Annotated in this window: 16 protein-coding genes and 1 riboswitch; of the genes, 5 read left to right on the top strand and 11 right to left on the bottom strand. The window is 66.9% G+C overall.

The annotated features are described in order from the left end of the window. Window positions 1-45: 45 nt before the first annotated feature. Window positions 46-327, bottom strand: a complete 282-nt coding sequence (locus AC3WLE_RS01760) for an HU family DNA-binding protein (protein WP_010814166.1) — start codon at window positions 325-327, stop codon at window positions 46-48. 508 nt (window positions 328-835) lie between these two features. Here AC3WLE_RS01760 and AC3WLE_RS01765 point away from each other — a divergent pair. Then, window positions 836-2038 (top strand): ammonium transporter, encoded by a 1203-nt coding sequence (locus AC3WLE_RS01765; RefSeq protein ID WP_456806532.1) that lies wholly within the window; start codon window positions 836-838, stop codon window positions 2036-2038. A gap of 213 nt (window positions 2039-2251) precedes the next feature. Further along, window positions 2252-3109, top strand: a complete 858-nt coding sequence (locus AC3WLE_RS01770; protein ID WP_492351901.1) for a mechanosensitive ion channel family protein — start codon at window positions 2252-2254, stop codon at window positions 3107-3109. A gap of 19 nt (window positions 3110-3128) precedes the next feature. Here AC3WLE_RS01770 and AC3WLE_RS01775 read toward each other — a convergent pair whose 3' ends face one another. Then, window positions 3129-4334, bottom strand: coding sequence for a Bcr/CflA family multidrug efflux MFS transporter (locus tag AC3WLE_RS01775; RefSeq protein WP_492317160.1), 1206 nt, complete (start codon window positions 4332-4334; stop codon window positions 3129-3131). Between the two features lie 387 nt (window positions 4335-4721). On the opposite strand from AC3WLE_RS01775, the gene AC3WLE_RS01780 reads away from it, so the two are divergent. Beyond that, window positions 4722-5309: a hypothetical protein gene (locus AC3WLE_RS01780; protein WP_454749468.1), complete on the top strand. Its 588-nt coding sequence runs from the start codon at window positions 4722-4724 to the stop codon at window positions 5307-5309. 106 nt (window positions 5310-5415) lie between these two features. Here AC3WLE_RS01780 and mdoH read toward each other — a convergent pair whose 3' ends face one another. The 3 genes from mdoH to AC3WLE_RS01795 all read right to left on the bottom strand — a co-directional run bounded on the left by mdoH (window position 5416) and on the right by AC3WLE_RS01795 (window position 10338). After that, window positions 5416-8028 (bottom strand): glucans biosynthesis glucosyltransferase MdoH, encoded by a 2613-nt coding sequence (mdoH, locus tag AC3WLE_RS01785; protein WP_492317161.1) that lies wholly within the window; start codon window positions 8026-8028, stop codon window positions 5416-5418. Beyond that, window positions 8001-9599, bottom strand: a complete 1599-nt coding sequence (locus AC3WLE_RS01790) for a glucan biosynthesis protein G (protein WP_492317162.1) — start codon at window positions 9597-9599, stop codon at window positions 8001-8003. Before AC3WLE_RS01790 ends, mdoH begins: the two co-directional genes overlap by 28 nt. Window positions 9600-9966: 367 nt before the next feature. After that, window positions 9967-10338 carry a hypothetical protein gene (locus AC3WLE_RS01795; RefSeq protein ID WP_010814159.1) on the bottom strand — a complete coding sequence of 124 codons (372 nt, stop codon included), beginning with the start codon at window positions 10336-10338 and terminating at the stop codon, window positions 9967-9969. Window positions 10339-10541: 203 nt separating this feature from the next. Here AC3WLE_RS01795 and AC3WLE_RS01800 point away from each other — a divergent pair, with 203 nt between their 5' ends. Next, on the top strand, window positions 10542-10973 hold the full coding sequence (locus tag AC3WLE_RS01800) for an RT0821/Lpp0805 family surface protein (RefSeq protein ID WP_492317163.1): 432 nt from the start codon (window positions 10542-10544) through the stop codon (window positions 10971-10973). A gap of 29 nt (window positions 10974-11002) precedes the next feature. On the opposite strand, the gene AC3WLE_RS01805 is transcribed toward AC3WLE_RS01800, so the two are convergent. From AC3WLE_RS01805 to ribB, 4 genes are all read right to left on the bottom strand, one after another. Next, window positions 11003-12745 (bottom strand): mechanosensitive ion channel family protein, encoded by a 1743-nt coding sequence (locus AC3WLE_RS01805; protein WP_492356279.1) that lies wholly within the window; start codon window positions 12743-12745, stop codon window positions 11003-11005. A gap of 360 nt (window positions 12746-13105) precedes the next feature. Continuing rightward, window positions 13106-13339: a hypothetical protein gene (locus AC3WLE_RS01810; RefSeq protein WP_010814156.1), complete on the bottom strand. Its 234-nt coding sequence runs from the start codon at window positions 13337-13339 to the stop codon at window positions 13106-13108. A 175-nt stretch (window positions 13340-13514) separates the two neighbouring features. Further along, window positions 13515-14102: a surface-adhesin E family protein gene (locus AC3WLE_RS01815; RefSeq protein ID WP_492351897.1), complete on the bottom strand. Its 588-nt coding sequence runs from the start codon at window positions 14100-14102 to the stop codon at window positions 13515-13517. 104 nt (window positions 14103-14206) lie between these two features. Beyond that, window positions 14207-14890 (bottom strand): 3,4-dihydroxy-2-butanone-4-phosphate synthase, encoded by a 684-nt coding sequence (gene ribB, locus AC3WLE_RS01820; RefSeq protein ID WP_492356278.1) that lies wholly within the window; start codon window positions 14888-14890, stop codon window positions 14207-14209. A 164-nt stretch (window positions 14891-15054) separates the two neighbouring features. Next, window positions 15055-15213: riboswitch (FMN riboswitch) on the bottom strand. 345 nt (window positions 15214-15558) lie between these two features. On the opposite strand from ribB, the gene AC3WLE_RS01825 reads away from it, so the two are divergent. Further along, window positions 15559-16098, top strand: a complete 540-nt coding sequence (locus AC3WLE_RS01825) for an acyloxyacyl hydrolase (RefSeq protein ID WP_035816823.1) — start codon at window positions 15559-15561, stop codon at window positions 16096-16098. Here the strand turns inward: AC3WLE_RS01825 and AC3WLE_RS01830 are convergent. Together AC3WLE_RS01830 and AC3WLE_RS01835 are read right to left on the bottom strand one after the other, a co-directional pair. Then, on the bottom strand, window positions 16073-16966 hold the full coding sequence (locus AC3WLE_RS01830) for a helix-turn-helix domain-containing protein (RefSeq protein WP_492317167.1): 894 nt from the start codon (window positions 16964-16966) through the stop codon (window positions 16073-16075). The two genes, AC3WLE_RS01825 and AC3WLE_RS01830, sit on opposite strands and share 26 nt — an antisense overlap. Window positions 16967-17002: 36 nt before the next feature. Further along, on the bottom strand, window positions 17003-17992 hold the full coding sequence (locus AC3WLE_RS01835) for a LysR family transcriptional regulator (RefSeq protein ID WP_492356277.1): 990 nt from the start codon (window positions 17990-17992) through the stop codon (window positions 17003-17005). Between the last annotated feature and the right edge of the window lie 19 nt (window positions 17993-18011).

The raw sequence follows: 18011 nt of genomic DNA on the forward strand, positions 1-18011 counted from the left end.
AAAGCGGCCTGCAAGGCCGCTTTTCACGCTGTGGACGCAAACTGCTTACTTCTTCTTGTTCACCGCGTCCTTGAAACCTTGCCCGGCAGAGAACTTGACCGTCTTGGCGGCCGGGATCTTGATGGTTTCACCGGTGCGCGGATTGCGGCCGGTGCGGGCGGCGCGTTTGCCGGCGCTGAAGCTGCCAAAGCCCACCAGCGTCACCGAATCGCCCTTTGCCACTGCCTTCTTGATACTGTCCAGCGCTGCGTTGAGCGCGCGCTCGGCGGCGGCATTGCTCAGTTCTGCTTCCGCGGCGATGGCCGATACCAGTTCACCTTTATTCATGGCTGATTTCCCTTGTTGGTCGTCGTCACCGATGTGCGTGCCTCGCGGCAAAGCCATCGATCGGCGCAGTCTAATCTGCCCGTCGCGCGTAGAGCAATCCCCAGTGGCACCAATGCGACAAAAAAACCCGCAAATCCTTGATTGAGGCCGGTTAGCGGGCAATTTTCCACGCTTTTCCCGCTTGCCAGAAGCCGGCTTTGCCGGGCCGTCCCGCAGCGCGGCAACGCCAGACCGGCGCGCGCCTGGGGCAAACCAGCAGCATAGGACAAATTCCCACAAATGGGGCGTCGCACCATAACGGTTCAGCCAGCGCCGCCGTTGCGCGCCATTTCGGCGCATCCGCACTATCACGGCGATCCCAGCGGCAACGCTGCCAACAGCGCCGCCCCTGCCCGTGCGCGGCATTCCGGTGCGGTTTTACCCGACAAGGTGCACGTGGCACCAGGATGCGGCCATTGCTGGAATGCTTTTTGCATACCCACGCTCCCATTTTGAGCATGAGGTCACTATGGACAACTGGAAGACCGGCACCGACGCCCTGTTTATCCTGCTAGGCGCCATCATGGTGCTGGCCATGCACGCCGGCTTCGCCTTCCTGGAACTGGGCACGGTGCGCAAGAAGAACCAGGTCAACGCACTGGTAAAGATCCTGGTGGATTTTGCGGTTTCGACCATCGCCTATTTCTTTATCGGCTACACCATTGCCTACGGCGTGCAATTCATGTCCGGGGCCGAAACGCTGGCACAGAAAAACGGTTACGAACTGGTCAAGTTCTTTTTCCTGGCGACATTTGCCGCGGCCATTCCGGCGATTATCTCGGGCGGTATTGCCGAGCGTTCGCGCTTCAACCCGCAACTGGTCGCCACCTTCGTACTGGTAGGTTTTGTCTATCCGTTCTTCGAAGGCATCGCCTGGAACCAGCGCTATGGCGTGCAGGACTGGATCACGCGCGTGGCCGGCGCGCCATTCCATGACTTCGCCGGCTCGGTGGTGGTGCATGCGCTGGGCGGCTGGATCGCGCTGCCCGCGGTGCTGCTGCTGGGCGCGCGGCGCGGGCGCTACCAGAAGGACGGCCGCATCAGCGCCCATCCGCCCTCAAACATCCCGTTCCTGGCGCTGGGCGCCTGGGTGCTGGCGGTGGGCTGGTTCGGCTTCAACGTCATGAGCGCGCAGACGGTCGACAAGGTCAGCGGCCTGGTGGCGATCAACTCGCTGATGGCAATGGCCGGCGGCACGCTGGCGGCCTGGGCGGCCGGACGCAACGACCCGGGTTTTGCCTACAACGGGCCGCTGGCCGGGCTGGTGGCGGTGTGCGCTGGCTCGGACCTGATGCACCCGCTCGGCGCGCTGATCACCGGCGCGGTAGCCGGCGCGCTCTTTGTCTATATGTTCACGCTGGCGCAGAACAAATGGCATATCGATGACGTGCTCGGCGTGTGGCCGCTGCACGGGCTGTGCGGCGCCTGGGGCGGCATTGCCGCGGGCATCTTCGGGGCCAGGGCGCTGGGCGGGCTGGGCGGCGTGTCGCTGGGCGCGCAGGCGATCGGCACCGTGCTTGGCATCGTGGTGGCGCTGGCCGGCGGCACCCTGGTATATGGCGCGCTGAAGAAGTTGGTGGGCATCCGGCTGGATGCCGAAGGCGAATTCAACGGTGCGGACCTGACCTTGCACCGGATTTCGGCAACGCCGGAACGGGAAACCAACTGGTAATGGCTTTCGGGCCGTCCTGATTTAAATAGACAAGCTGCGCGAAGCGGCTTGTCTTAACAATAATTTGCTTGCACTTCCGGTACGGCGTCTCAATAATTGCCGTGCCCATGTATTGCGCCGCAACAGCGCGCAGGGCTAGCACATCGCTGCCGGCTGAATCGGGGGATGTTGTGCCGGCGGCCGGCCGGACACCAACATGAAAGGAATACGCCGATGGATGCCACTACCTTCGATAACCTCAAGGCCCTGGTCGTCACCTACGCGACGGAATTCGGGGTCAAGATCCTGGCGGCCCTTGCCTTCTGGGTCATCGGCCGCTGGCTGATCCACTTTGTCGTGCGCATGGTGCAGAACGCGCTCGGCAAGCAGAAGGTCGATCCCACGCTGCTGCGCTATGTCGGCTCGATCGTCACCGTGACGCTGAACGTGGTGCTGGTGATCGGCATCCTCGGCTTCTTCGGCATCCAGACTACGACCTTCGCCGCACTGATCGCCGCCGCTGGCGTGGCCATCGGCATGGCCTGGTCGGGGTTGATGGCGAACTTCGCTGCCGGTGCGTTCCTGGTGGTGCTGCGCCCGTTCAAGGTGGGAGACTTCGTGACGATCGGCGGCGTGACCGGCACGGTGCGCGAGATCGGCCTGTTCGCAACCTCGCTCGACACGCCGGACAATGTGCAGACCGTGGTCGGCAACAACAAGATCTTCAGCGATACCATCCAGAACTTCACCGCCAACCCGTACCGGCGCGTGGAACTGAAAGCGCAGCTTGCCGGCAGCACCGACACCGCCCATGCGGCAGCGCTGCTGAAGGGCCGCATCGCGGAAATCCCCAACGTGCTGGCCGAGCCCCCGGTCGACGTCGAGATCCTGGAGTTCACGCTGGTCGGCCCGGTGCTGGCGGTGCGTCCGTACTGCCACAACGACCACTACTGGCAAGTCTATTTCGATACCAACCGCATCATCCGCGAGAGCTTCGGCCAGGCTGGCTATGCCGCACCGATGCCGGCGCAGATGGTGGTGGTGCAACAGGCGGCTGTCGAGCAGGAGGCCGCCGTGCAACAGGCCGCCTGACGGCGGCTCGCAGCCAGTGTCAACGGCGGCCTGAGCGGCCGTAGTAGCGCATCAGCACCGCGCCCGCGCCGCAGGCCGCCATCACCACGCCCAGCGGCAGCGCGGTGCCGTCGCGCCACAGGCTGACGGCCGCGCCGCCCAGCGTCCCGAGTGAAAACTGCAGCGTACCCATCAGCGCCGAGGCCGTGCCGGCGCGATGGCCCTGATGGGCGAGCGCCAGTGCCGACGCATTCGGCGATACGCAGCCGAGCGCGCCGATAAAGACGAAAAAGCCCGCCAGCAGCACCGGCAGCACCGCCATGCCTGCAAGCGCGGCAACTGCCAGCGCCAGGCCAGCTGCACAGGCCGCCAGCAGCGCGCCCCCGAGCACCTGGTCGAGCGAGCAGCCGCGCACCAGCCTGGCGTTGAGCTGCGACATCGTAATCAGGCCCAGCGCATTGGCGCCGAAGACAAAGCCATAGTGCGACGGCGCAATGCCGTGCAGCTCGATCAGCACGAACGGCGAGCCGGAGATATACGCGAACATGCCCGCCGAGCCGAAACCCGCAGACAGCGAATAGCCGAGGAATTCGCGATCCCGCAGCAGCTCGGCATAGCTTTTCGCCACCGTGCCGAGCCGCAGCGGCGCCGCGTGGCGCCGGTCCAGCGATTCCTCCATGCGCAGGTGGACCAGCAGCAGGATCAGCATCCCTGCCACCGCCAGCACCCAGAAGATCGCACGCCAGCCCGACACCGAGAGAATGGCGCCGCCGACGATCGGGGCCAGGATCGGCGCAACCCCCATCACCAGCATCAGCGACGAGAACGCGCGCGCCGACTCATGCGCCTCGAGCCGGTCGCGGATCACCGCGCGTGCCATGACCATGCCGGCGCAGCCGCCCAGCGCCTGCAGGAAGCGCCACAGCATCAGCGACTCCACGCTGCCTGCCAGCGCGCAGCCCACCGCGGCGGCCACGTAGAGGCACAGGCCGACATAGAGCGGCGGCTTGCGCCCGAAGCGGTCGCTGAACGGCCCATAGAAAGCCTGCCCCAGCGCCAGCCCCACCAGGAATGTGCCGAGGGTCAGCTGCACCTGGCCGATGTCCACGCCGAGATCGCCGGCCAGCGACGGAAAACTCGGCAGGTACATGTCGATCGACAACGGCGCGATCGCCATCAGCGAACCGCAGATCAGCAGCCAGGCAGGAAAGCGCGCGGCCGAGGCAGCGCTGGTGGAACGGAGCATGGGAAGTATCCGGGGGAACGGCGTTGTCATGCACGGCCAGCCTGCTTGCGCCGCAGCCCGCGCCTGCAACCCGTGAAAAGCCGCAATTGTTGCACAGCATAACGAAAGCGGTACGGCACTGGCGTAGCGGGTTTTGAAACAGTCGTTCAGAAAAACTGCCCTGCCAAGGTCGGGTTCGATGATGCTGGCGAAGTTGGCGCGATTGGTGAATAGTGGTGTCAGGTCATTTGCGATCAGCGCGAATCCGGCGCTGCGGATGCTCTTGCGGGGTGGCGCGGCTTTCACCTGTGGCAGGGTGGAGGGTACAATGCCAGCCTGTCGGCGCAAGCCACACCGTCGGCCACGCAGAGACGGACGACAGTATCGGTCCCGGCAACGTTAGCCTGCATGAGAATACGACACACGCCGCTTTCCGCTTCGCTAGGCCCGGCCGCACTCGCGGCCGCGCTGCTGTTGCCGCTGCCCCAGCCCGGCAACGCCGCGCCGGTGCAGGCGCGCAATGTTGCCGCCTCGGCGCCGGCCCCTGCGATCGATGAGGCCGACCCGCTGTCACGCATGCTCAAGGGCGCTGCCACCGGCCAGAACACCGGCGCCGCCGGCGTGCCTGAATTGCTGCGCAACACCACGCGGCCTGACAACGTGCTGGCACGCGCCTGCCGCCAGCTCAACGACGCCCTGCCAATCGAAATTGACGGAGAAACGCGGCTGCGCCGCTGCCAGTCGATCCCCGGCAAGCATGTGCTGTTCCAGCTGGAGCTCACCAACTACCGCGGGCCGATGCTGGACCTGGCCAGCTTCGAGGTCAACTACGCTGCGCCCCTGCAGCGCAATATCTGCGCCAACCGCGACGTCGAGATCCTGACCAAGCTTGGCATCAGCCTGATGTTCCGCTACATGACGCGCAAGGACCGTGGCGAGCGCCGCATCGGCGATGTCTACATCAACGCGCCCATCTGCACGGCGGCGCTGCGCTAGCCAATACAAACAAGAATCGATTGCAATTGATGCGGCACGGCACGCCGCCCGCGCAAAAGAAAGACGGCACGCAAATGCGGGCCGTTCTCGTTTGGGTCAGTATCGCTCAGGCAGCGCGCGGACGCAGCGGCAGCACGTTGGCCGCGCGTCGCACCAGGATGCGCGTGTCCTTCCAGCCGGCATCGGCCAGCGGCGAGCCCCACACCAGTTCATGCAGGCGTGCCAGTGCAAACGGATTGCCCAGCAGCACATGCTTCTGCGCGGGGGTCAGCGCGCGCGGGCCATGCGTGAGCGCATGCTCGACCAGGGCCTCATGGCGCTTGCGTGCCGATTCCGGCTGCACCACGCGCGGCGTGGCGGTCGCGCACATCAGCGCATTGGTAACCGGATCCACCACGGCGTCGACAAAGTCAGGCGTTTCGGCCGCGGCTTCGACATGCTGCTGCGTCTCGACGATCTCGCGCGGTACCTGCGTCTCCTCGGGGATCATGAAGAGGCCCGCATTGCGCGAGGCGCGACCGAACGACACCCGCGACAGCATCACCGACAACGGGATCGACAGCGCCAGCGAGCCCACGATCGGCAGCAGCCACAGCACGTAGGACGGGTTCAGCCAGTACACCAGGCCACCCCATGCCAGGCCCAGGGCGGTGTGCCAGCCGTGGCGACGGAATGCTTCGCCCCAGCTGGTCTCGGCGTCTTCGCGCGGGGGCGACTTCCACGAGATGCCCCAGCCGCTGTACGCGGCGATCACGAACTTGGTGTGGAACAGCATGCGCGTGGGCGCCAGCAGCGCGGACAGCATCACCTCGATCAGCATGCTGGCAACCAGCTGCACCGCCCCGCCATAACGGCGCGCCTGCTTCAGCAGCAGCACCACGCTGGCCAGCTTGGGCAGGAACAGCAGCGTGGCCGTGGCGGAGAACAAGGCCAGCGCCTTTTCCGGATGCCATTCGGGCCAGGTCGGGAACAGCTGGTATTGCTGCGTGAAGTACTCCGGCGGCACCAGCGCGTGCTTGGCGAGCATGGCCGTGGACAGCAGCAGGAACAGCAGCCACAGCGGCGCCGACAGGTAGGCCATGATGCCGGTCAGGAACACCGCGCGGTGCACCACGTGGAAGCCCTGCTTGAGCCACAGCCTGAAGTTCATCAGGTTGCCCTGGCACCAGCGGCGGTCGCGCTTGACCTCGTCCAGCAGGTTCGGCGGCAGTTCTTCGTACGAGCCTTCCAGGTCGTAGGCAATCCACACGCCCCAGCCGGCACGGCGCATCAGCGCGGCCTCGACAAAGTCGTGCGACAGGATCTCGCCCGACAGCGGGCCGCGGCCGGGCAGCGGCGCCAGCGCGCAGTGCTCGATGAACGGATGCACGCGGATGATGGCGTTATGGCCCCAGTAGTGCGACTCACCCAGTTGCCAGTAGTGCAGGCCAGCCGTGAACAGCGGCCCGTACACGCGCGTTGCGAACTGCTGCACTCGCGCGTAGAGGGTCTCGCGGCCCACTGCCAGGGGTGCGGACTGGATGATGCCCGCCCCGGGGTTGGCTTCCATCAGCCGCACCAGCGTGGCCAGGCAGTCGCCGCTCATCACGCTGTCGGCATCGAGCACCACCATGTAGCGGTACTTGCTGCCCCAGCGGCGGCAGAAGTCGGCCACGTTGCCGGTCTTGCGCTTCACGCGGTGGCGGCGCCAGCGGTAGAAGATGCGGCCGAAACCGCCGACGGCGCGGCACAGCTCCATCCATGCGTCATGCTCGGCGGTGCGCAGGTCCGGGTTGCCGCTGTCCGACAGCACGATGAAATCGAAGTTGGACAGGTGGCTGGTGCGCGCCAGCGATTCATAGGTGGCGCGCAACCCCGCGAACACGCGCGTCACGTCCTCATTGCAGATCGGCATGATGATCGCGGTGCGCGCCTCGGGCGCTATCGGCCCGTCGGGCGCGGCCGAGCGCGAGATCAGGTGGCGGTCGCCGCCCTTGGCCAGCACCAGGAAGCCCATCATTGCCGTCCAGAAGCCGGCCGACACCCATGAGAACAGGACGGCGAACAGCACCAGGATGGCGATCTCGAGCGGATCGGTGCCGTGGTACGGCAGCACGTTGCTCATGAAGTAGGTGGCCAGCACGGTCTGGATCACCACCAGGCCCAGCAGGAACCAGCGGCGGTGCGAGCCGGCCGGATGCCATTTGCCTTCGGCATCGGGACCGTCGTGCAGCGTGTCCCAGGTCTCGGGCACGGGCGGGCGGCCCAGCATGCGGCGCCAGGTATTGCGCAGCCAGCCGGTGACGATATGCGGCGGCCACTGGCGCGGCACCATCGAGCTGCGTTCGGGCTCGGGGCCGGTGTCGACCTTCACGGTGCCGTCTTCGCGCCGCTGCAGCAGCGGCGCGCCATCCACCTGGGGATTGCCGTATGCGATCGTAAAACGCCGGCCGACGGAGGCGTAGGCACTGCTGCCTTGCGCGGGCGGCGTGTCCTTGGCCGCCAGGCGCGACTGCAGGCGCGTGATCGCGTCCTGCGCATCGCGGCCGTCGGCGCTCACGGCGATCACGGGGGCAACCGATGCCACGGGCGTGACCGGTGCGACCGGTGTCGCTGCAGCGCCGTCCGCCAGCAGCTCGCTGCGTACTTCAGGCGATACCGGCAGGCGGTCGACATAGCGCTCGCATGCCGCCGCCTGGGCCGGTCGCTGCTTTAGCCTGGGGGTAAGATGTAGCTCCACGTCTCGGATAGGGTTGTATTGCCGTTGCGAAGATAGCCGCGCAACTCTACCGGCTTGGTTTCGTCCTTGCGGCGCATCACCATGGTCATGCGCCAGCCGCCGGTCGCCTCATTGCGCTGCACCGACGTTTTCAGCAGCTCACCGTTGGCATCGGCCGAAACCACCGGGTCGATGCGCACGTCCGCCGGCAGCTTGCGGAAGGCAGGGCCTTCGAAGTCCACCACCAGCGAAAAGCTTGTGTCTTCCTTGTTGCGGGTCTGGCCCTGCCCCAACCGGGTCTGGGTCACCCACGACAGCGGCGGCTGTTGTTCGCCGTCCTTCTGCCACAGCAGCCGGTACTCATAGTCGAAGGGTTGCTTCGGCTTGGGCGGGTTGTCCGGCACCCAGTACGCGACGATGTTGTCGTTGGTCTCGTCCGGCGTCGGGATCAGCACCAGCTCTACCCGGCCCGAACCCCAGTTGCCGCGCGGCTGCACCCAGCCACTGGGCCGGCGCTCATACCACGAGCCGATCTCCTGGTAGCTGTTGAAGGTGCGGTCGCGCTGCATCAGCCCGAAGCCCTGCGGATTGGTCGCCGCGAACGAGGTGACCAGCAAGCGCTTGGGATTGACCAGCGGGCGCCAGACCCATTCGCCGGTGCCCAGGTGGATCGACAGGCCGTCAGAGTCATGCACCTCGGGACGGAAATCCTGTGCGGGCGACGGCTGGTTCTCGCCGAACAGGAACATGCTGGTCAGCGGCGCCAGGCCCAGCTTGGTCACGTTCTCGCGCAAATAGAGGCGCGACTTGACCTCCATCGCGGTCTCGGCGCCGGGCTTGATGGTGAAACGGTACGCGCCGCTCATGCGGCGCGAATCCATCAGCGCGTAGATCGTGATCTCCTTGGCATTGGGGCCGGGACGCTCGATCCAGTATTCAACGAAGCGCGGGAACTCCTCGCCCGAATTGAGTGCGGTGTCCACCGCCAGGCCGCGTGCCGACAAGCCGTACCACTGGTCCTTGCCCAGCGCGCGGAAATAGCTCGCGCCCAGGAACGACGCCAGTTCATCCTTGCGCTTGCCCTGGTTCAGCGGATACAGGATGCGGAAGCCCGCGAAGCCCAGGCCCTTGAGCTTGCCGGCATCGACCTTGTGCGGGCCGTAGTTGAACGCGGACGGGTCGAAGCGGAATTCACGCACGCTGTTGCCCACCACTTCATGGATGCGCACGGGCTGGTCGAACACCATGCCCTCGTGGAAGAACGACAGCTCGAACGGCGCGCGCGTGCCGCGCCAGGCAAAGCGTTCCGGCTTGTATTCGATCTCGCGGTAGCGCTCGTACGACAGCTCGCGCAGCTCGCGCGGCAGGTTCTGCGGCGGCGCCTTGTAGGGCGAGGCTGCCAGCTGGCGCGCGCGCGCCGCCACCGTGTCGAAATCGAACGCATGGGCTGCCATGGCACACAGCGCCAGCGCGCCGCCACCAAGCCAGGCTGCGATCCGCACACCCGCCCGCGCCGCGCGGCGGCGGACTCCCGGCCCGGCGGCGGGCAAGGTATGGGTAATGGACAGGCGTGGCGTGGCGATCTGTGACATGTATGCCAGGGTAAGCGGTTGAATCGGGGTGACCGGCATCGGCGGTCGGAACGAAGGACGACACAGCAAGAGACGGGCCCGGCGCCGAGTGGCGAGGCCCGGACACGAGGCAGACGGCCCGCGGGGCACTGTGTCCGGTTTGTTGCGATGCGCAATAAACCATAACAATTCGAGACGTAAAAGTCACGTTTCGATCACGCAAGGTTTGAAACAAAATGTTGGCCAGGTTGCCCGAAAGCCGCTCCGGACAAGGCTTTGCGGGCGTCGGGGTCACACGGCCGCAAGCCCCGGCGAGGCCAATGCCTGCCGGCTGCGAGAATCTGGTGCGGATCGGGGCCGGCCGGCAGCCGGCCTTTTTAATACGGTGTTACTTTTTAGCGCCTTCGCTGTACGGATCAAACTTGCCGCTCTTGGCGCCTTCGGAATACGGATCGAACTTCCCGCTCTTCATTCCGCCCTGGCTATATGAGTCGAACGACTTCTGCGCGCCGCCCTGGATCGGCTCCATCTGGTCAGGGCGGGCACCCGGGTTCAGCGAAGTCACGTTGTCGCTTTTTGCGCCATCCGAGTACGGGCTGAATTTGTCCTGCTTGGCGCCATCGGAGTAGGTACTGAACTTGTCTTGCTTGGCGCCGTCGGTGTAAGGATTGAATTTGTCGGCCTTGCCCGTGGTCTGGGCGTGCAGCGTGCCGAATGCGCAGGCCAGGGCCAGGCCGATGGTCAGATAGCTCAGCTTCATGGGATCTCCTCTCGCAGGGGGAAAGGCGCTTGCCTTGCAAAGCGCACGGCAGGCGCCGCTGCCGGCCGACGCGAAGCGCGGGGGGCAACAATCAACGCTAGGTCAGCGGCTGGCACGTGTCAACCGCACCGCAGCGCTGCTGCGGCGCTGCATTGCGCTTACAATGCCACCCAAACGCCACCACGAAGCCACAAGGAATCGACATGCTGCCTCGGCCATCCGACCCCACCGTCAGCCCTGTCCGCCCTGCCCTGCGCGCCGCCGTCAGTGGCGCGCTTGGTGCCGCCCTGCTGTTTGCCGCTGCGGCGCCGGCGCAGGCGTACTTCGACAATTACCTGAGCGGCACCATCATCGGCACGCTCAATGACAAGGAAGGCGCGTCGCTGGCCAAGTCAGTACGCACCGCACTGAACGATACGGCCGACGGCAAGGCCGTTGAATGGACGTTCCCCGCGGCGGGGCGGCGCCAGCAGATCGACGGCACCATCACGCCGATCGAAAGCAAGACCGACAAGGGCCAGCCCTGCCGGCGCCTGAAGTCCGACCTCAAGCGCGGCAGCGCTGAAGAGCACTGGAGCGGCTGGTTCTGCAAGCAGCCCAACGGGCAATGGAAGTCGCGCCACGTGGCTGACTAAGCGGCGCCGAGCGCTTGCGCCGCCGGCGCTCATGCCGCGCGCGACGGCGCGCGATGCGGTCGCGCCGCCGGATCGACCTGCGGCGACCCGGGTTCCTCGTACCACCTGGTCCCGGGCACGTAGACGGTCTTGTCCGGCTGCGCCATGAAATGCGGCGACATGATCTGCACCCCGTGGGTGTTGAACTGGTCCTGGATCGCCGCGTGCAGGGCCGACAGCGCGTAGAAGCGATTGCGCGGATGGTCCAGCGCGCAGAACAACTCGTACTCGACGTAGAAGTCGGACAGCCCCCGCTGCAGCACGAATGACGTCGGCGACGGCGCAATATGCGCCGCCTCCGCCGCGGCTGCCAGCAGCATCGCATGGACCTGCCGCCAGGGCGTGTCGTAGCCGATCGTGACCGAAGTCGAGATCAGCGCAGCCTGCCAGCCTTCCTGCGCGCGGGGATCACGCACGCTGCCGTGCCGGGTGTAGTTATGGATGGCACTGCCGACCACCACCGCATTGGGCAGCGTCACCTCTTCATTGCGCAGGTTGATCACCTTCACCGAGAGCGCGTCCAGCGAGGCCACGGTGCCCACCGTATCGCCGATGCACACCATGTCGCCGCGCCGCAGCGCGCGCGAATACACCACCACCATGCCGCTCATCAGCTGGTTGACCACATTGGCCGATCCGAGTGTGACCATGAAGCCGAGCAGCACTGACAGCCCCTTGAAGACATCGCTGTCCGAGCCCGGGATATAGGGGTAGGCAAAGGTGAAGCCCAGCGCCCAGATCACCACCGCCGCCAGCCGCCGCGTGGCGCCTGCGGTTTCCGGATGCATGCCGGGCACCGTGATCTGGCCCTTCTGCACCGCCTTGAAGATATTCGACACCAGCCGCTGCACTGCGCGGGTAATCAGCACGATCACCGCCACCGTGACCAGGCCCGGCACCGACGACACCATCGACAGCGCGATCTGTGACAGCAAGCCGACGACAAAGGCGCCCATACGGTCGCCCATGGGCTGGGTCAGCGGAAACTGCTCGAGCGCAAACTCCAGCCAGGCAAAGGCCAGCACCAGCACCAGCCCGATCGCCAGGATCTGCACGATGCGCGCCACCAGCTGGTAGAGCGCGCCGGTCCAGTCGAACTGGCCGCCGACACGCTGCGCCAGGTGGCGCTCCAATGCCACGTGCAGGCGAGCGCGCAGGGCCACGCCGGCTCGCGCCACGCCCCATGTCAGCGCGGCCAGCACGGCCAGGCCAAGCAGGCTCAGCGCGGCGCCGCGCAGCAGGTTGGGCCAGTGCAGGTGCGCGCGCCGCGCGGCAATGGCCTGGCGCAGGCCCGCCGCGGTGCGCGTTGCGGCAGCCTCAAGCGTAAGGTGATCCTCCGGGGAGAGGTCTTGCGAGGTCAGCGCGAACAAGAGCCGGTCGCCCAGCCGGAAGGCGACCATCGGCGCATCGCCGAACGTGCCGCTGACCTGCCCGAGCGGCAGTGCCAGTTCGCTTTCCGTCAGGTCGTCGAATACCAGCTGCGCGCGCGAGACGCGCATGGCCGGGGTGGCTCCCGCGATCTCGGCGCGCATGGTGGTGATGGGCCGGTCCATCAGGCGCAGCTCGACCGCAGCGCCGCTGCGCACGGCAATCGGAGCCGGCACGGCCGCGGGCTCGGACGCCGGCGCAGCCAGGCTGGCTTGCATCCACAGCGCGCCTATCACCCAGCCCAGTCCCGCCATCCAGAATGCCGTCAATCGCCGCCACCGCCGCCACACCGCTAGCGTTGCCATAAGACCGCTCCCGTCCGAGTTGGCCTGCGCCGGCGCGAGGGCTCCACGCCCTGCCCGGCACAATGCCCGCAAGCATAGCGTGCGGCGGCGCAGGCGCAAAGCCGGCGCGGCGGCAGCCGCCTGCGGCAGCGGACGAAAAAAAAGGAGGCCGAAGCCTCCTGGTTGCGATCCGCCCGGACATGCCCTGCTCTATCCCCCCGGAAGACACGCAACGCGTGCCGCGGGGCTGTCCTGCGCACGGCGGGTCCGCGCCATGCAGGCGCGGCCGGCCATTATCTGCGTGGCGGCATGGCAGTCACGGGCGCAGCCTGCGTCCCCGCTCGCCGGGGAGCCGTGCGCCCGCCGCCATCATCAGCGCGCTCAGGCGCCTTTGTTCTTCGTCGGATCCTTGGCCGCAGGCGCGTGGCTCTTCTTCTTGCTGCTGGTCTTCTTGGCCTTGGCCTTGCTGCTGTCTGCCTTGGCCGGCGCGGCCTTGTCAGTCGACGCTGCCGCCGGCGTGGCCGGGGTGGCAGGCGTCGCCGGAGTAGCCGGCGTCTGCGCCATCGCGCCCGCACCGAACATTGCCATCGACAGCATGACGATCCATTTCTTCATTTCCGTCTCCTCGTTTGCCCTGCGGGTAGGTATGGCAGGGATGCCTGCCATGACGGGCGCTTTTGGCTCGCGCCCTGTCACCAGCATCAACGAGGAAGGTTTGCGCGCCGTTGACCGGGACAAACCCTGATAGGGAGCTGGACCGGCAGCCGTGGGGCGCCGCTCGCCGCCAGGCTTACCGGCACAGCTTGCGCAGCAACTCTCCGGCAATCGTGCCGGGGCCGGCGACCTGGAAGGTGCCGTACTGCGGCGCGCGGATTGTATAGAGCGAGTCGCCGCGCGCAAAGCGCTTGCTGTAGAGCGTCTGCTCGATCACGGCGAACATGGACGTGGCGCAGTTCAGCACCATGCGCTTGAGCGACGAGCGGATCGGCTCGCCGCTGGCAGTGCGGATCACGCCCGACGGCGAATTGCGCATCACCACCACGCCGACTTCGGTGCCCTGGCGGCGCACCGCGGACTGGTCGAAATAGGAAATCACGCCGTTGGCACCCATCAGGGGAAGCCATCGTTGCGGATCGGGGGCGGCGGGATCGGGTGCCGCGACCAGCCGGCAGCCTTCCCTGGGCGTGGACCGGAATACCGTGCCGGTGCCGGCGGCCTGGCACTCGTACAGGCCAGCGGCGGCAGCCGGGCGGGTGGTGCTGGAGGGAACGGGGGACGGTGCCGGCGCGGCGCTGCCTTCGGCATGCGCCAGCGGCGCGGCCAGTCCGAGCAGGCAGCCAGCAAACGTAGCTGCGTGCCTAAAAATGCGGAACATCATGGAATTGCCCTCATATAGACGGGAAAAAGCGATCCGCATTGTCGCACACGAAGCACGCATCCCGGCGCGTTTGCATGCCGAAGATGCGTGCAGGCGGCGACTTTTCAGTCGTGCAGGCGCCGCCAGGCCACCAGGTCCTCGATGGTCAGCACCGGCAACTGATACATCTCGGCAAAGGCCAGCGCCTCCGGCCGGCGTGCCATGGTGCCATCCGGGTTCATCAGCTCGCACAACACCGCGGCCGGCGACAGGCCTGCCATGCGGGCCAGGTCGACCGAGCCCTCGGTATGGCCGCGGCGCACCAGCACGCCGCCGTCGCGCGCCACCAGCGGAAACACATGGCCCGGGCTGACCACCGCATCTGTGCCTGCATCCCCGGCAATGGCGGCGCGGATGGTGGTGATGCGATCGGCGGCGCTGACACCCGTGCTGACACCTTCGCGGGCCTCGATCGATACCGTGAAGGCGGTGCCGTACTGGCTGCGGTTGTGCTCGACCATCGGCCGCAGGCCGAGGCTGCGCACCTTGTCTCCGGTCAGGCACAGGCAAACGATGCCGCTGCATTCGCGGATCATCATCGCCATGCTGGCGTTGGTCAGGCGTTCGGCGGCCAGGATCAGGTCGGCCTCGTTCTCGCGGTCGTCATCGTCGAGCAGCACGACCGGACGGCCTTCGCGCATGGCGTCCAGCGCCTGCGCGATGCGCGCGGCCAGGGAACGTGGGTCGGCACCGGCGGCAAGATCCGCGGACACCTCGGGTGCAACAGCTTCGGTGGAAAGGCTAGGCATGAAACGCTCCTTGTTCAGCATCAATGGGCGTTCCAGGGGAAGGATCAACGGAGTTGCAGCGCCGCACGCCGCGCCTGAAGCGCACGCACGAGCAGCCGCGCTCGGCGCAAGGCAACAGCGAACCGCAAGGCCAGGCAAGGCGCCGGGCCGCGCGGGCAAGCTCCGCCCATCTTCTTTCATCCGGACTATGACCGTCGGCCCTGGCCTCTCACCAGGTCTGCTGACCTCGCACGGGAATGCGAGCGCTCGCGGGCTCGCCGGACACGCACTGCGCGCCGCGGCATACCGCCGGTGGGGACTTTCACCCCGCCCTGAAGACGTAACGAACCGGCGCGGCCTTGTAGCCGGCGCCGGCCCGCGAATGTTAGCACGATTACTTTTTTTCTTTGTCCCAACGCAGAGCGCCGGACGGGCGCTCGACCACGCTTGAACAAATCCGACCATCGCAACGTGGCCTCTCGTGTACTACAAATAAGGCAGGGAGGCAGCGCATGTGCAAGCGGGCGCCCGCCGTGGCGGCCGGCTCATGCCTTGCCGGACAACAACGCAGCACCTCTTCATCCGTGCTTCCCATGCGCCGACACGAACAAGAAGCCAGACAAGACCGCCGTGTGAGTTGTTCCTCGTTCCATCCACCCCCGCCCTGCCGGCATGCGTGGCAACAGCGGGTGCGCCGCACCGTCGCCGCGGGCCTGCTTGCCCTGCCCTTGTGCCTGGCAGCGACGGCACGCGCCGCGCCTGCCGTGCAGCTTGGCTACGGCTTCGACGATGGCCACGACGTGCAGAAGGCGGAGGTCGCCATGTTGTGGGATTCGGGCTTTGCGTGGGGCAATCCGCAAGGCTGGCAGGTCGACCTGCAATGGGAGGTCAACGTTGCGCGCTGGCGCAGCAGCAGCGACAACCAACCCAACGACCTATGGGAGTTTGGTGCCTCGCCGGTGGTGCGGATCGCATGGTGGCGCCACACCTGGGTGCCCTTCCTCGAGCTGTCGGTCGGGCCGCGCCTGCTGACCAGCACGCACACCTCGGCCAACCACGACATTTCCACCGCCTTCCAGTTCTCGGAGTACGCCGGGATCGGCTTGACGGTGGGCAAGGACCGGCGCTTTACCGCGGGCTACCGCTTCCAGCACCTGTCCAATGGCGGCATCAAGGACCCCAATCCCGGCACCACCTTCCACGTCATTTACCTGCGCTACCGCTTCTGACGGCGGCCGCTGCAGCCCCGGCCTGCGCTTCAAACAGGGTGCGGGTGGCGTCGTCAGCCGGGAAGAAGCACTCGATGCGCAACTCCTGCAGCGTGATGTCCTGTGGAATGCCGAGCGTGGTCAGGGTCGAGAACAGCGACGCGCGGAACGCGCCCGCATGCAGCACCACCGGCAGCAATGGCGCCGGCGGGCCATCGGTGCCGTCGTCCTCGGGAAGCAGCGCGCCGCCCGGCCCGACCATGTCAGGATGCCAGGCGGCGATGCGCCCGAAGATCTCGCGCGCGGTCTGGTCGTGGGCCTGTACCTGCAGCTCCTGCCACACGCGCCGCAACAGGTAGCGCCCGACCTGGCGCGCGTTTTCGATTACCGGCCACAGGCCCTCCGGATCAAACACGGTCAGCATCAGGTTGATCCTGTGGCTGCCTTCCGTGAGCGATGCCGGCGCGCGCCCGCCCAGCAGGGTCTCGAGCATGCGCCGGTAGGCCGGGTTGGCATCCACCAGGTTCCAGAAACGGTCCAGCACCACGGCGGGGTACGGCTCCTGCTTGGCCAGGATCAGCGCGATCGCCTGCTGCACCATCTGCAGCGGCGGCGAAGCCAGCGCGTGTTCGCTGTAGGCCGGGGCAAAGCCGCCGGCCAGCAGCAGCCGGTTGCGCTGGCGCAGCGGCACGCCCAGGCGCTCGGCCAGCGCCAGCACCATTTCACGGCTGGGGCGGGCGCGGCCGGATTCCAGGAAGGAGATGTGGCGCTGCGACACCCCGGCGGCCAGCGACAGCGCCAGCTGACTGTAGCCGCGCCTGCTGCGCCAGTAGCGCAGCAGGCCGGGGAAGTCGAGGGTAGCCTCCGAGGCTGGGGTCAGCGTGTCCATGGCATGCATTACAGCATGCACCGCGGCGTATGACCATTACCTTGCAGGTAATGGCTCCGATTCAGTCATCGCCTGCGGAGCGCCGGGCCCCGCCGCGCGCACCGCGTCGATCAGCAGGCGCATGGCCGGCGTCGCGGCCCGCCGCCGGCGCAGCAAAATCCCATAGGGGACCAGCCGCCCGCGCATCGCCACCGGCAGGACTGCCAGCGCACCCAGGGCGACGAAGTACTCCGCGATCGCGCCCGGCACGACGGCAATGCGGTCGCTGTCCGCCAGCAGCGGCAGCGTGCCCATGATCGACGAGGTCTCGATGATGTCTTCCGGCAGCGCCACGCGGTTGTCGCGGAAGGTCTGGTCGATGATCTGCCACATCGGCACCGCCGCTGGCGGGATGATCCAGGGATAGCCGGCCAGGGAAGCCAGCTTGACGCCGCGCTTGCCTGCCTGCGGATGGCCGGCGCGCGCCACGATGGCCAGCGACTCTTCGAACAGTGGCTCGAAGTCGAGATCGTCGGCCACCGTGCCTTCGGGAATGCGTCCGATCACCACGTCCAGCGCATCCTGCCGCAGCGCCTGTACCAGCACGTCGCTGGTATCGACCTGCATCACGATATGCAAACGCGGATAGCGCGCCTTGAGCGCGTTGATGACGGCCGACAGAACGGAAGGCACCGGGGCCAGGATCGAGCCGAGCCGCACCTTGCCCACCTCGCCCGCGGCGATGGCGGCAAATTCATCGTGCAGGGCATCCAGGTCGGCCAGCACCACGCGCGCATAGCGGATCAGCGCCTCGCCGAACACCGTCGGCTCGATGCCGCGCGCATGCCGCGTGAACAGCAACGTGCCGACCACGCTCTCGAGCTCGTGCAATGCCTTGGTGACGGCTGGCTGGGACAGCGCCATCTGTGCCGCGGCGCGCCGCAGCGAGCGGTGCTCGGCAAGGGCCAGGGCCAGGCGCAGATGCCGCATATGCAGGCGTTTGCGCAGGGTGGCGGCACTGGAGAGGGTGGCTGGGAGGTCTGGCATGGTGGCCGGGCTGCGGCGA

This window comes from Cupriavidus sp. FW306-1B-F12B, assembly GCF_058781795.1.